Source organism: Sapientia aquatica (assembly GCF_004358105.1).
Lineage (GTDB): Bacteria > Pseudomonadota > Gammaproteobacteria > Burkholderiales > Burkholderiaceae_D > Solimicrobium > Solimicrobium aquaticum.
This window is the reverse complement of the sequence record NZ_SMYL01000001.1, coordinates 378,859-393,218: the sequence shown is the minus strand read 5'-3', so window position 1 is coordinate 393,218 and position 14,360 is coordinate 378,859. Positions and strand designations below refer to the sequence as shown.

14 protein-coding genes are annotated in these 14,360 nt (G+C 49.3%); 13 read left to right on the top strand and 1 reads right to left on the bottom strand.

Annotated elements, in window-relative coordinates:
* Position 1 precedes the first annotated feature (1 nt).
* The 12 genes from E2I14_RS01785 (at position 2) to E2I14_RS01730 (ending at position 11,929) form a co-directional block, all read left to right on the top strand.
* Complete coding sequence (locus E2I14_RS01785; RefSeq protein ID WP_165967721.1) at positions 2-691, top strand: DUF3106 domain-containing protein; 690 nt, start codon at positions 2-4, stop codon at positions 689-691.
* A gap of 48 nt (positions 692-739) precedes the next feature.
* The gene (locus E2I14_RS01780; RefSeq protein ID WP_133324825.1) at positions 740-1,273 is read left to right on the top strand and encodes an RDD family protein; all 534 of its coding nucleotides are present in this window, start codon (positions 740-742) and stop codon (positions 1,271-1,273) included.
* Positions 1,274-1,435: 162 nt separating this feature from the next.
* Complete coding sequence (locus E2I14_RS01775) at positions 1,436-2,104, top strand: TetR/AcrR family transcriptional regulator (RefSeq protein WP_133324823.1); 669 nt, start codon at positions 1,436-1,438, stop codon at positions 2,102-2,104.
* An 18-nt stretch (positions 2,105-2,122) separates the two neighbouring features.
* Complete coding sequence (locus E2I14_RS01770) at positions 2,123-2,674, top strand: LOG family protein (protein WP_133324821.1); 552 nt, start codon at positions 2,123-2,125, stop codon at positions 2,672-2,674.
* A gap of 71 nt (positions 2,675-2,745) precedes the next feature.
* Positions 2,746-3,057 (top strand): DUF962 domain-containing protein, encoded by a 312-nt coding sequence (locus tag E2I14_RS01765; protein ID WP_133324819.1) that lies wholly within the window; start codon positions 2,746-2,748, stop codon positions 3,055-3,057.
* Positions 3,058-3,285: 228 nt separating this feature from the next.
* Positions 3,286-5,094: an aminopeptidase P family protein gene (locus E2I14_RS01760; protein WP_133324817.1), complete on the top strand. Its 1,809-nt coding sequence runs from the start codon at positions 3,286-3,288 to the stop codon at positions 5,092-5,094.
* A gap of 204 nt (positions 5,095-5,298) precedes the next feature.
* Positions 5,299-6,403, top strand: a protein-coding gene (prfB, locus tag E2I14_RS01755) for a peptide chain release factor 2 (RefSeq protein ID WP_133324815.1) whose coding sequence is annotated in 2 segments (ribosomal slippage) — positions 5,299-5,379 and positions 5,381-6,403 — 1,104 coding nt in all. Because the reading frame shifts where the segments join, the coding sequence is not laid out codon by codon here.
* 120 nt (positions 6,404-6,523) lie between these two features.
* A complete protein-coding gene (lysS, locus tag E2I14_RS01750; RefSeq protein WP_133324813.1) occupies positions 6,524-8,065 on the top strand; it encodes a lysine--tRNA ligase in 1,542 nt (513 codons plus the stop codon).
* A gap of 52 nt (positions 8,066-8,117) precedes the next feature.
* Positions 8,118-8,759 carry a response regulator gene (locus E2I14_RS01745; protein ID WP_133324811.1) on the top strand — a complete coding sequence of 214 codons (642 nt, stop codon included), beginning with the start codon at positions 8,118-8,120 and terminating at the stop codon, positions 8,757-8,759.
* Positions 8,760-9,086: 327 nt separating this feature from the next.
* Positions 9,087-9,365, top strand: a complete 279-nt coding sequence (locus tag E2I14_RS01740) for a type II toxin-antitoxin system RelE family toxin (protein ID WP_133324809.1) — start codon at positions 9,087-9,089, stop codon at positions 9,363-9,365.
* Positions 9,349-9,690: a helix-turn-helix domain-containing protein gene (locus E2I14_RS01735; RefSeq protein WP_133324807.1), complete on the top strand. Its 342-nt coding sequence runs from the start codon at positions 9,349-9,351 to the stop codon at positions 9,688-9,690. Before E2I14_RS01740 ends, E2I14_RS01735 begins: the two co-directional genes overlap by 17 nt.
* 250 nt (positions 9,691-9,940) lie before the next feature.
* Positions 9,941-11,929 carry a sensor histidine kinase gene (locus E2I14_RS01730; RefSeq protein ID WP_133324805.1) on the top strand — a complete coding sequence of 663 codons (1,989 nt, stop codon included), beginning with the start codon at positions 9,941-9,943 and terminating at the stop codon, positions 11,927-11,929.
* A gap of 196 nt (positions 11,930-12,125) precedes the next feature.
* Here the strand turns inward: E2I14_RS01730 and E2I14_RS19800 are convergent, their stop codons facing one another.
* On the bottom strand, positions 12,126-12,260 hold the full coding sequence (locus tag E2I14_RS19800; protein ID WP_264757047.1) for a hypothetical protein: 135 nt from the start codon (positions 12,258-12,260) through the stop codon (positions 12,126-12,128).
* Positions 12,261-12,432: 172 nt separating this feature from the next.
* Here E2I14_RS19800 and E2I14_RS01720 point away from each other — a divergent pair, with 172 nt between their 5' ends.
* The gene (locus E2I14_RS01720) at positions 12,433-14,238 is read left to right on the top strand and encodes an EAL domain-containing protein (RefSeq protein WP_133324803.1); all 1,806 of its coding nucleotides are present in this window, start codon (positions 12,433-12,435) and stop codon (positions 14,236-14,238) included.
* The last annotated feature ends 122 nt before the right edge of the window (positions 14,239-14,360 follow it).

The following is a 14,360-nucleotide window of genomic DNA, read 5'->3' as shown; positions in this document are numbered from 1 at the left end:
TGTGGGGAAAACGTCTCTGCAAAACCCCACTTCTTCGCTCCGAGTTTCGCTCCGAGCTTTGCTGCCCGTTGGTTTAGTTTTGGTCGTCGCCTCAATTTGCTTTTTGTCGATCCCGGCAAAAAGCTTTGCTGCCGCTGAAAAAACAACTGGCACAGCATCGGCTGCCAATAGCGGCACTTGGGCTGCACTAACAGCACAACAAAAGCAAGCATTGGCGCCACTGGCCAACGACTGGCCGCAACTGTCGCCCGACCAAAAACAAAAATGGCTGGTGTTCGCTGGCAAATACCAACAGTTAAAACCCGAAGAACAGCAACGCGTGCAAGAAAAAATGCAAGCTTGGGCCAAGCTCACTCCTGAGCAACGTTTAGCCGCGCGTCAAAACTACATTCGCTCAAATAAATTACAACCAGATGTGCGCACGCAAAAATGGCAAGAGTATCAGCAACTGCCTGATGAACAAAAAGCGCAGTTAGCTAACCACCCTGAAAAGAAAACCTTGCTAACAAACTTGCCTACACCAGCTGAGAGCAAAGAAAAGAAATTACAGCCACTGAAAACTCCACATAAGCCTGTAACGGCCGGTGCAAGCAGTTCCGCACCCGCCGCTCCAGCCACGGCAATTACGCCCAATGTGGCACCAGCGGGCGCGCCAACGCCAAGTGCGCCTGCGAACGGAGTTACGCAATAACTCGAGTAGTAGCACCACCTCCTCTTCCATTTTTTCGGTTCATGTATTTTGACGAATAGCACAGCTTCCACTGCCACCCCGCCCCAATTCGCCACATTAAAACGCCGTTTGCTGTGCATGGTGTATGAGGCTGTGCTGCTATTTGGAATTTTCTTTTGTGCTGGTTTAATTTTTGACGTTAGCACGCAGAAGCTCGATCCAACCATCGCGCACAATGCGCGCCAAGCCTATTTGTTTATCGTGGTCGGTATTTATTTCACTTACTTCTGGGGCCGCAAAGGGCAAACTTTGGCGATGCAAACCTGGCGCATTCAGCTTGTCTCCGCCAATCGAAAACCACTGACCTTAAAACAAACTTGGCTGCGCTATTGCGCTTGCTGGATGTGGTTTGTGCCTGCTTGGGTGGTCAACTATGCATTCGGAATTCAACATTGGGGCAGCATTATTGTGCTGTTAGTGGGAATGGCTGCATGGGCGCTGACGATTAAGTTGGATAAAAACGGACAATTCTTGCATGACAAATGGGCGGGAACGGAATTGATCACGATTCCTAAAACGCGCCAGCAAATCGAATTTGAGTGATGATGTTCGCTTCACCGACGCTTTCGTGTATTTTTTGAAATAGATTTAACACATCCAGCGATCTTTAATTTAACAAAATTTAAGCAGCCCTAGTCTTCTTGCACTTATCTCACTTAAAATGACGTAAATCAAGCCATTGTGTAATTTACAAACGAGATAACTATGCAACAAAAAGCCCCACGCCGCACCCGCGAACGCATTTTGGAATTATCCCTAAAGTTATTCAATGAATTTGGCGAACCCAATATCACGACCACCGTGATCGCTGAAGAAATGAATATTTCGCCCGGCAATTTGTACTATCACTTCCGCAATAAAGACGACATCGTCAATTCCATCTTCGCGCAGTTTGAAGAAGAAATTAATAAGAAACTGGCCTTCCCTACTGGCCGCAAAGCCAACGTAGATGACATTTGGCTGTACCTGCATTTGACCTACGAATTAATCTGGCGCTACCGTTTTTTCTACCGCGACCTCAACGACTTGTTGTCGCGCAATCGCAAGTTAGAACTCAATTTCAAACAAATTTTGGCGCACAAAATCCAGGTCGCACAAGAACTCTGTTTAGGCCTGCGAGCTGATGCCGCGTTTGAAGGTAGCGACACTGAGATCGATGCCTTGGCGACCAATATGGTGGTGCTAGCGACCTATTGGCTGTCGTATGAATATGTCCGTAATCCGCGCAAATACACTGAGCAAGAAGCGATGTCGGATTCGCTCGTGCGCGGCTGTTACCAAGTGTTGGTGTTGATCACGCCCTATTTACGCGGCGAGACGCGCTTGCAGTTCCAGCAAAAAACGCAAGAATATTTACTCAAACTCAAACGTTAAGACCACCACAAACTCGCCATGAAATCCATCTGCGTCTATTGCGGTTCTGCCTCGGGAAATTCACCCGTGTATGCGCAAGCCGCGCGCAGCTTGGCTTCCACGCTGGTTGGTCATAATCTCAGTCTCGTGTACGGCGGTGGCAATGTCGGTTTGATGGGAATTTTGGCCGATGAAGTATTACGTCTGGGCGGCGAAGTCACCGGCGTAATTCCGCAATCATTAATGGAAAAAGAAGTTGGTCACGTCGCGCTTACCCAGTTGCATATCGTCAAGGACATGCACGAGCGTAAAGCGATGATGGCGCACTTATCGGATGGCTTTATTGCTCTACCGGGCGGCATCGGTACGCTCGAAGAGCTATTTGAAATGCTGACTTGGTTGCAGCTTGGATTCCATCAAAAGCCGATTGGGTTGTTGAATGTGGATGGTTTTTATGATGGCTTATTAGCGTTTTTAAATCACACCGTTGCCCAAGGTTTTTTAAAACCCGCGCATCGACAACTTCTGCGCGAATCCACTGATCCGATTGAATTAATTCAACTTCTGCATTTGCCCGTATTTGCCGGCTAATGCGGCATAACAAATAAAATTAAAACGCGCAGCTAGCAGCTTGGCTAGTGCAAGCACAACAGGGAAAAACGATGGAACAATCTCAGCAATTTCATTCCTTTGCCGACTTTTATCCGTTCTATTTAGGTGAACATCAAGACCGCACGTCGCGTCGCCTGCACGTTATCGGCACCAGCTGCGTGATCGCCCTTTTTGCAACCAGCGTGATTTTGCAGCAATTCAATTTACTCTGGCTGCTTCCCTTGGTTGGTTATAGCTTCGCGTGGGTCGGTCATTTCATCTTTGAAAAAAACCGCCCAGCGACTTTCAAACATCCGATTTACAGTTTGATGGGTGATTTTAAGATGTGGTGGCAAGTCCTTAGCGGACAAATTCGCTGGTGATTCCCATGCCGCAAACACAGCGCAAATCCAAGCTGTCGATGGCAAATTCAAATAAAATTTTGCCTAAATTTAATTTTCGTATTCACTAAAAATACCGATTAATATTCGCGTCAAAAAGCAAGATAATTAGTTTTTGCATTCAAAAACCATCTCTCAACAAACTATTTGCATCTTGCTATTAAGTCGATTTTTTCATAACGACTTCCCTTAAAACAAACCAACTTCACCATGCCAAATTCCACCGCACCATCCCCCATTCCCCAACGCTTAGCCGGATTGCGTCAACATATGGCCAATAACGGCATCGACGCCTTCATCATTCCGTCTGCCGATCCGCATCTATCCGAGTATGTTCCAGCACGTTGGCAAGGTCGTGCGTGGTTTTCGGGTTTTGATGGATCGGTCGGAACGCTTATCGTCACCGCAAACTTTGCCGGCTTGTGGGTTGATACGCGTTATTGGGTGCAAGCCGAACACGAATTAGCTGGTTCTGGTATCGCGTTGATGAAGATCGCCGCCGCGGGTTCGACCGATCATATCGATTGGCTCGCCGCCAATTTAAAATCCGGTCAATGTGTTGGCGTCGATGGCATGGTTTTAGGCTTAGCGACTGCGCGCCAACTCAACCAAACTTTATCGGCGCAACAAATTAAGCTCACAACCTACATTGATTTGCTGAGCGCGGCATGGCCAGATCGACCAAGTTTGCCAACCCAACCGGTATACGAACATCAAGCACCTTACGCAGTGCAAACAAGGATAGAAAAAATCGCGCAAGTGCGGGCTAAGATGCATGAACTCGGAGCCGAATGGCATTTGATTTCGACGGTGGATGATATTGCCTGGCTGCTCAATTTACGTGGCTCGGATGTCAGCTACAACCCCGTATTTTTAGCGCATGTGCTAATCGGCAAACACCAAGTTGAATTGTTTGTCGGCGCGGGTAAGGTTTCACCTGAATTGCAAGCCACACTGGAAGCGCAGAAAATTTACTGCCGCGATTACTCACAAATCTCGACCGCCTTATCCAACTTAGCTTCGAACACAACCTTGCTCGTCGATCCGCGCCGCGTTACGTTTGGCGTGATCGAATCGTGCCACACCAGCGTTAAAAAGATCGATGCGATTAATCCCTCGACCTATTTTAAGTCGCTTAAGAACGAAGCCCAAGCCGCGCATATACGCCACACCATGGAACAAGACGGCGCAGCCTTGTGCGAATTTTTCGCGTGGCTTGACAACACCATTGGTAAGCAAACTATTACCGAAATCGACGTCGATACGCAGATTTGTGCCGCGCGCGCTAAACGTCCCGGATTTGTCTCGCCTAGCTTTGGCACCATCGCTGGCTTTAACGCCAACGGCGCGATGCCGCATTATCATGCGACGCCTGAGAGCAATGCAGTCATTGAAGGCGATGGTTTGCTGTTGATCGACTCCGGTGGACAATATTTGGGCGGCACCACCGATATCACGCGCATGGTGGCGATTGGTCAACCAAGCGCCGAACAAAAACGCGATTTCGCCTTGGAATTAAAAGCGGTGATCGCTTTATCGACCGCCCAATTTCCCGTCGGCACGCGCGCACCGCTACTCGACGCGATCGCCCGCGCTCCTTTGTGGGCCGCCGGTTTGAATTACGGTCACGGCACCGGCCACGGTGTTGGCTATTTCCTCAACGTGCACGAAGGCCCACAAAACATTTCTTGGTTAACGCCGCCGGAACCACAAACGGCTATGCAATTAGGGATGATTACGTCGATTGAGCCAGGCATTTATCGTCCGGGCAAATGGGGAATTCGCATTGAGAATTTGGTCTTAAACGTTCCGGGCGACAGCTCGGAGTTTGGTGAATTCATCCGTTTTGAGACGCTAACCTTGTGCCCAATCGACGTGCGCTGTCTGGATAAATCGGTATTAAATCAAGCCGAAATTGATTGGATTAACCAGTATCACGCGACGGTCAAAGCACGTTTATCGCCATTAGTTTCTGGCGATGCACTGGCATGGTTAGAGCGCAGCACACAGCCAATTTAATGATTTTAGCGACTCGGTTTAATGTGATGATTTAAAAAAGCTAACTTATTGGTTTATTGACTATCTTCCAGCACTGCATAGCAGCGTCTTGATCAGACGCTGTTTTTGTTTATAGGTCGCTGATTCTGCATTGTTTTTCAAGAGAAACTGCCCGCTCTCGGTTATAATCGCGAGTTAATTTACTCAAATAGTCACTCGAAAATCATGGAAGCAGAACGCATCAATAGCATCGCCGGCTTATTGTCGGACCTCACCAACCGAGAAGTTGAACTTCGGAGGTATCTTTGACTTCGATATCAAGTCAGAGAAACTAGAGCAAGTCAACGCTGAAATGGAAGATCCAGCGATCTGGAACGACCCCAAAAAAGCACAAGATTTAGGCCGCGAGAAAAAGTCGCTCGAAGCCATCGTCCACACCCTTACCAAAATTGACGCCGATCTACGCGACGCCAGCGATCTGTTCGCCATGGCCAAAGAAGAGCAAGACGACGACACATTAGAAGCGATTGAAGCCGATGCCGATGCATTGCGCTTGCTGGTGGAAGGTATGGAATTCCGTCGCATGTTTAATAATCCGATGGACCCGAATAACTGCTTTATCGATATTCAATCCGGCGCAGGCGGCACTGAAGCGCAAGATTGGGCTTCGATGATTTTGCGTCAGTATTTACGTTATTGCGAACGCAAAGGCTTCAAAGTCGAAGTATTGGAGCAATCCGACGGTGAGGTTGCTGGAATCAAAACCGCCACCTTAAAAGTGGAAGGCGACTACGCCTATGGCTTCTTGCGTACCGAAACGGGCGTGCATCGCTTAGTGCGTAAATCCCCGTTCGATTCTGCCAACGGCCGGCACACGTCGTTCTGCAGTTTGTTTGTCTATCCCGAAGTCGATGATTCGATTGATATTGAAGTCAATCCCGCCGACGTGCGCGTCGATACCTATCGCGCCTCTGGTGCCGGTGGTCAGCACATTAACAAAACCGATTCCGCCGTGCGATTAACCCACGGCCCAACCGGCATCGTGGTGCAATGTCAAAACGACCGCAGCCAACATCGTAACCGCGCTGAAGCGTGGGATATGTTGAAAGCCAAGTTGTACGAATTAGAATTGCGTAATCGCATGAGCGAACAGCAAAAACTAGAAGATTCCAAAACCGACGTCGGTTGGGGTCATCAAATCCGCTCGTATGTGCTTGATCAATCGCGTATCAAAGATTTACGAACCAGTTTTGAAACCGGCAATACCAAGGCCGTGTTAGATGGCGATTTAGATGGATTCATTGCCGCATCATTAAAACAAGGCGTGTAATTGGCGCTCGGTTTTACAAGCGAATTGACCAACTGATTTTGCAGCGCGAACCACAGATATACAACCACATTGAACGATTCACCGCAGCCCATGCAGGCTGCCTGAACTTGAAAGAGAACGATGAGCACTGAACACAATCCAGCCGACCACAGCACCGAAACACCTGTTGACGATCATTCCGTTTTTGCCGAACGTCGTGCTAAATTGACTGAGTTACGCACTCACGGCGTCGCCTTCCCGAACGACTTTCATCCGACCGATAAATGCGCTCCATTGCAAGAAAAATACGACGCATTTACGCGCGAAGAATTAGAAACGATGGATGTGCATGTCTGCGTCGGTGGACGCATGATGTTAAAGCGCGAAGCCGGTAAGAAAGCCGCTTTCGCAACGATTCAAGACGCCTCCGGCAAAAAGGCCGATGGCCGCATTCAGCTCTACATCACTTTAGACAAAACTGGCGAAGCAGCGATGGAAGCGTTCCGCCATTACGATTTGGGCGACATCCTAGGCGTGGAAGGCGTGCTGTTTAAAACCAAAACAGACGAGCTCACGATCAAAGTGACGCAACTGCGTTTGCTGACCAAATCACTGCGTCCATTGCCAGACAAATTCCACGGTTTAGCCAATCAAGAAACCAAATACCGCCAGCGCTACGTTGATTTGATCATGAGCGAAGACACGCGCCGCACTTTCAAAGCGCGCACCGCGGCGATGAGTTCTATCCGCCGCTTCATGGAAGACAATGCCTTCATGGAAGTTGAAACACCGATGTTGCACGTGATTCCTGGCGGCGCAGCGGCAAAGCCTTTCATCACACATCACAACGCACTCGACATGCAAATGTTTTTGCGTATCGCGCCGGAATTGTATTTAAAACGTTTAGTCGTGGGCGGCTTTGAACGTGTGTTTGAAGTCAACCGCAACTTCCGTAATGAAGGCGTTTCCCCGCGCCACAATCCAGAATTCACGATGATGGAATTCTATGCAGCCTATGTGGATTACAAGTGGTTAATGGATTTCACCGAACAAGTCATTCGCAAAGCCGCCATCGACGCGCACGGCACAGCGGTATTGACTTACCAAGGGCGCGAACTCGATTTGAGCAAGCCGTTTGAGCGCTTAACTATTGTTGGCGCGATCAACAAATACGCACCGAATTACACCAACGAGCAATTGCACGATGTCGACTTCTTGACCAAAGAATTGCTCAAGTTTGGCGTCAAACCCTTTGCAACTTCTGGCCTCGGCGCATTGCAATTAGCCTTGTTCGAAGAAACGGCCGAAGCGCAATTGTGGAATCCAACGTACATCATCGATTATCCAGTCGAAGTCTCGCCATTAGCGCGCGCATCGGATGCGCATCCCGATATTACCGAACGCTTTGAATTGTTCATGACGGGTCGTGAAATCGCCAACGGTTTTTCTGAATTGAACGATCCAGAAGACCAAGCCGCGCGCTTTAAAGCCCAAGTCGAAGCCAAAGAAGCCGGCGACGAAGAAGCGATGTACTACGACGCCGACTACATCCGCGCCTTGGAATACGGCATGCCTCCAACAGGTGGTTGCGGTATCGGGATTGATCGCTTGATGATGTTGATTACCGACTCACCCAATATTCGCGACGTGATTCTGTTCCCTCATTTACGCCGTGAAGATTAATTCCTAAGTCACTCCGATTGATGTTGAAGTAAGACCTTTTAAAAGTGCCGCCATGATCCGGATTTTAATTGCAGACGACCACACCATCATGCGCGAAGGTTTAAAGCGTATTTTGGAAGGCGAACCCGATATTCAAATCGTGGCCGAAGCGGTCGATGGTTTGGATGCACTGCAAAAAGTCCGCGCTGGCGGCATTGATTTAATCTTGCTCGATTTATCCATGCCGGGTCGCAGCGGCGTGGATTTAATCCGTCAAATGAAAGACGAAGCCCCCAAGCTGCCAATCTTAATTTTGACCATGCACGAAGAAGAGCAATACGCCGTGCGAGCCATGCGCGCCGGTGCACATGGTTACCTAACCAAAGAAAGCGCTGGACTAGAATTAGTCAGCGCCATCCACCGCATCGCGTCAGGCCGACCGTATATCAGCGTGGCCGTTGCCGAACAACTCGCGATGAACATCATGCCGGAAGAAGTCGCCCTGCCCCACAAAACGTTATCCGACCGCGAATTTGAGATTTTTCAATTGCTCGTACAAGGCAAATCCCTCACCGAAATCGCCGACAGCTTATTTTTAAGCGTCAAAACCGTCAGCACCCACAAGACACGGATCTTGGTCAAAATGCGGATGAAGAATTTGACTGAGTTGGTGCAATACGCAGTGGAGCATCAGTTGTTGGCTGCGCGAGGTTAGCGCTCCCTTGGGCGACTATCCTCGGTAACGAAGTCCAGTTTTTATCTTCTCCACCAGTTGTTCGCCCTCTTGCATAAGTTCCTTCTTGCATTAATTTCTCGTTCCGATACCCATCCCATCCCTTTGGCGCGCGAATTGCTGTGCCAACGACAAAGCCTGTTGCCACGAGGGTGTCAATGTGACCGATATGCGTTGGCAAACCTCCTACAGCGACTACCAAACCCGAGCTTCAATTTCTCATTTAATTTTTACAATTTTCAATGCTGTGCTACATTCATTCTGTTAACTAAAAGATCACATTAAAAGTAGTTTTTAATTGAAATACTAATGAATAACTTATATAATCGAACAGCTAATTCGGTGAGTTACGCCCTCAAAGCAGCGAAGCAGCTACGTAAATTACCCGCGCAAGACAGCAAAAAAATCCGTACTGAATGCGATAAATTGGTCAACATGCCCGATTGCATCAACGTCAAAGCATTGACCAATCATGACTACCAATTCCGCTTACGAGTGGGCAATTACCGAGTATTTTTTAACTTTGACGGTGCCATTCATATCGTCACTATTGAAGAAGTCAAAAAGCGCGATGAAAACACTTACTGACAACGTTCAAATTCTGCGTGACGCGAGCGGCAATCCGACTTTCGCGGTCATTCCGTTCGCACAATACCAAGCGCTCACCTTGGGCAAACCGGTAGCGGAACCGACCATCCCCAATCACGTCGTCAACGCAGCCTTGGATAAAGGGATTTCCGCCGCCCGGGCCTGGCGCGAATATTTAGAACTAACTCAAGCGCAAGTCGCGCAACGTATGCAGATTACGCAAAGTGCCTACGCGCAATTGGAAGCCAAAACCCACTCACGTAAATCGACCCGCACAAAAATTGCGGCGGCTTTGGGCATCGATCCAACTCAACTTGATTTCTAATACTTTACGCCATCATGTTTCACCAGACACCAGTCGCTGTTTTGAATTACCTACTTTGAGATAAATCTAAATTACTAGCTGACAACATCTTCTAGCCAATCGCACCAAGAATTAAATACACCCATCAAAATTGAAAACAAACCTAGTTTTCAAGCCAAGCGCATCCTAAACTGAACATTCAAACAAATATTGTTGAGTCGTTCATGTAAAAGATGGCAATAAAATTCAACGTCCCCGGAAAGCAGCCTAAATGATCAATCCTAAAGATCATTTATATCGACTAACGACGCACTTTCGCTGGGCGATGGCGGTGCTTGGCTTGTTCATTGCCAGTTTCCTAATTTATCTTTGGACTGAGAACCAAGTTGACTTGGCGCATGAATCGCGACTTCAATCCTTCAAGCTCGCGCAGGAATTGCGTCAATCGTCCGATGACCTGACTCGGATGGTGCGAACCTACATCGTCACGGGCAATCCGCTTTATAAGCAGCATTTTCAAGAAATTCTCGCTATCCGCGACGGCAAAATTCCCCGACCCGTTAATTACGACAGTATTTATTGGGATTTGGTGTTGAGCGATGATCACCGCCCCAATCCTGCGGGCGAGGCAACTAGCCTGTTGGGACGGATGCGCGCTGCGGGGTTTACCAAAGAAGAATTCGACAAGTTGGCGGAGGCAAAAGCCAACTCGGACACATTGACCCATACCGAATTTGCAGCAATGGCATTGGTTGAATCTGAACCGATGTCCGACCAAAAGCGATCACAAGCTATTTTGATGGTGCACGACGCGGCTTATCACGACGCCAAAGCGGGCATCATGCGACCGATCAGCGAATTCACGACCTTGGTCGATCAACGCACCATCAAAGTCATTGATGACGCCGAACAAAAAACCGTCCTAATGCGCTCTACTTTTATCCTTTTAGGCGTGACCTTGGGCTGGTTAATTTGGTCTATCCAGCGCAACGTGAGAACGATTTTGGGTGGCACAGTAAGCGAAGTGCATGACCATATTTCGCGCCTAGGACGCGGTGATTTCTCCACTCCGATTACGACCAAAAAAGGCATGAGCAACAGCGTAATCGCCCTATTGGCTGAGACGCAATCCAAGCTGCATTACATTGATACACAGCGTCAATTGGCCGAACAGGCAACCAAAGAGAGCGAGGAGCGTTTTAACCTCGCCATTACCGGTGCAAATGACGGTTTATGGGACAGGAACCTCGCCCAAAATACGGTCTACTACTCGCCCCGTTGGAAGTCGATGCTGGGTTACGAAGACCATGAACTGGCCAATACTTACGCCACATGGGCAGGCCAGGTTCACCCTGAGGATATCGACACTATTCTGGAAAAAATTGACCATTGCCTGACGCACAAAATCGATCGCTTTCAGCATGAATACCGTATCCGCCAAAAAAATGGTCAATATATTTGGGTACTGGATCGCGGCATGATTATGCGCGATGAAAACCAAACAGCGACGCGCTTAGTTGGCATCCAAACCGACATTAGCGAGCAAAAATATGTAGAGCGAATGAAAAACGAATTCATCTCCACCGTCAGTCATGAACTACGCACGCCGCTGACCTCCATTCACGGTTCGCTGCATTTGCTCGATGGCGGCGTGATGGGCGAATTACCCTTTAAGGCGCATGACATGGTGAAGGTGGCGATTAAAAATAGTCAGCGCCTGATCAACTTGGTCAACGAAATTTTGGATATGGAAAAGCTCATGTCTAACATGATGATTTTCCAAAAAGACGAAATTGACATCACCACCATCGTGCGCCAAACCATGTTCAATAACATTAGTTACGCCACCTCGTTTGGTGTGCGTTATGCCATGGCGCCAAAGCAAGAAAAATGCATGGTAATCGGTGACGCAGACCGATTAAGTCAAGTCGTGACTAACCTGCTGACCAACGCGGCCAAATTTTCTAAACCAGGTGACACGGTCAACATCCGCATCATCCCCACCAATGAATTTGCCCGTATCGAGATCGAAGACCACGGCGACGGCATCCCGTTAGCCTTCCGCAGTAAATTATTTGGCGAATTCGCCCAAGCCAATTCAAGCAATACCCGTCAACAAGGCGGTGCTGGTTTAGGGCTCAATATCGCCAAGAAAATGATCGCCAAGATGGGAGGCGATATTGGTTACATCACCGAGATCGGCGTTGGAACAACCTTTTGGTTCACGATGCCACTCGCATCAACTACCGTCGTTGTGTAATTAAACTGATATCACGCCGCTCCCGCCACCAATTCAGTTTGTAAGCAGCGCAAAGATAGTTTTCCCGTAAATCGTCATTGCTTGTGCAGAACTGGTTTTACAACGTGGATGCCTTTTTGTCTGCTGGCGGAGACCTAGGAACCAAAACCCCAAAGTAAATCAAGCACTTACAAAAAAAATACCACGCCGAACACCATTATCGTTTTTGCGCTGTCGGACCTTCGGTGGAGAATTCTTGGGATGGGGTTTGGTTGGGGGTATTCGGCTTGCGTTTCTTGGCGTGGATGGAATCGATGAGGTGATTGTTGCTGGTTTTGGCTCGCGTTGGCATGGATTGGCTCGGGTTAGCTTGCCTTGGCTCGGGTTAGCTCGTCTTGGCTCGCTTTGGCTCGGCTTCGCTCAGGTTGGCTTGGTTGGGCAGATTAGGCTTGCGTTGGGGCGTTGGCTTACTAATATGAAATTTGTCGGTTGACACTTGGGTTCGTCTTTGGGGGAGCTGGTTCATGTTTTTTGGGTTGAACGAACACGTCCTTAATCGGATTGCGCTCATTGGGTGTTTGGTGGCCATGCTCTCTAGTGGGATGCTGTGGTATGAGGGCTTGTATCCGGTGTCGATGCGGGTCGATTTTATGGCGAGTTTGGTGCTGGGCGTGGCGTTTTTTTATCGGCGGCGCTTGTCGGCGCAGCAGCGCACGTCGTTGATTACGTTGGCGGGAATTATGATTGGGGTGGCGTCGGTGTATTCGACGCCGTTGTATGCGGACGGCTTTTTGGTGCTTGCTGGGGTGATGGCGCTGTCTTTTGTGAGTTGGTCGGGTTGGCGGGCGTGGTTGATTCCGACTATTTCGGTGATTTCGGTGCTCATTATTGGGCTGGGCGTGTCGATGGGGGCGATTGGTTTTGAGAAGAGTGCGCTGCCCGACACCGATAGCGTGGCGATTTGGGTTCTCACCGCGATGAGTGTGGCGCTGCTGGCAATTGCCTTGGGTGGCGCGGTGGGTGATTTAAAGCGGCGGTTGAATAAGCAAATGAAGGTGTTAATCGATTCAAATAACACCTTGTTTGTGCTGGCCAATACGGAGCCGATTACGGGGTTGGCCAATCGCAGGCGCTTGGAGGAGTTGGTTGATCACGATGTGTCGCTGGGTAAAGGCGGCTGCCTGCTCAATATTAATTTGTCGCATTTTCGGCTATTTGTGGCCTTGCACGGCCATGCGCGCGGGGACGAGTTGTTGGTCAACATGGCGGGTACCTTGTCGCACTTGGCGAGCGAAGATATGCTGGTGGCGGCGTTGGCGGGGGCGCAGTTTGCGGTGTGGATGCCGGGCTGTTCAGTGCAAGAATGCGCGCGTTTTTACGACGCCTTTGTGGTGCAGTTTAAGGAGACGAGCAATGCGGCGGGAATTTTGGGCGCGCATGCGGGTATTGCGGTGGCCGATGCGCAGACTGACTCGTTTAGTCAGTTGATTCAAAATGCGGCGGTCGCTTTGTCGGATGCGCATGGGCGGGCGGAATTTAGTTGGTCGAGCTTTTCGCCGGCGATGGCGAAATCGATTGAGGACGCGAATCGGCTCAAATTAACCGTGCGTACGGCCTTGGATGCGCTGGACTTTTATCCGGTGTATCAAAAAAAGGTCAATGCTTTTACCGGTCAGGTGTGTGGGGTGGAAGGTTTAGCGCGCATGACGGCGCTGGCGTCAGGCAACACGCCGGGGCCGGTGGATTTTATTCCGGTGATTCATAACGAAGGTTGGATGATGGAATTTGGCGCGCTGATGTTGCGCAAGATTGTGCGCGATGTGCCGCAGTTGATGGCGCTGTATGGGGCCAACGCCAAAGTGTCGGTCAATATTTCACCGCCCTTGTATTTGGCGGCGGAGTTTTTGCCGCTGCTTTCGGCCTGTTTGGAGGAAACGGGCGCGCCGCCGCAGAATATTGTGATCGAGATTACCGAGGAAGTTTTTACCTCTAATTTGGAAGACATCGTGGCGGTGACCAATCAAATTCATCAGTTGGGCGTGGAAGTGTCGTTAGATGATTTTGGGACGGGCTTTTCGTCCTTGAGTTTTTTACGGGCGGTGCATTTTGATGAAATTAAAATTGATCGCTCGTTTATTCAACAAATTGAGCAGGACGAGAAAAGCAATATCTTGCTCACCGCCATCGTCGATCTGGGCTTGGCCTTGGATAGCCGCATGGTGGTCGAAGGGGTGGAAACCGAGAATCAATTAAACATCGTGAAGAACGCCGGCTGCGCGATTATTCAGGGATTTTATTATTCCCGGCCAACGTTGCTGCAGGAGTTGTAGATGCTCTGGTTGGTGATTAGTTACCGGTCCACTAACACGCAAGTGCACCTCGGCAGATATCAACAGCAGTATCACTCAGTTAGCAAGACACGAACGGCGCCTCCCTCAAATCCAGCGGCATA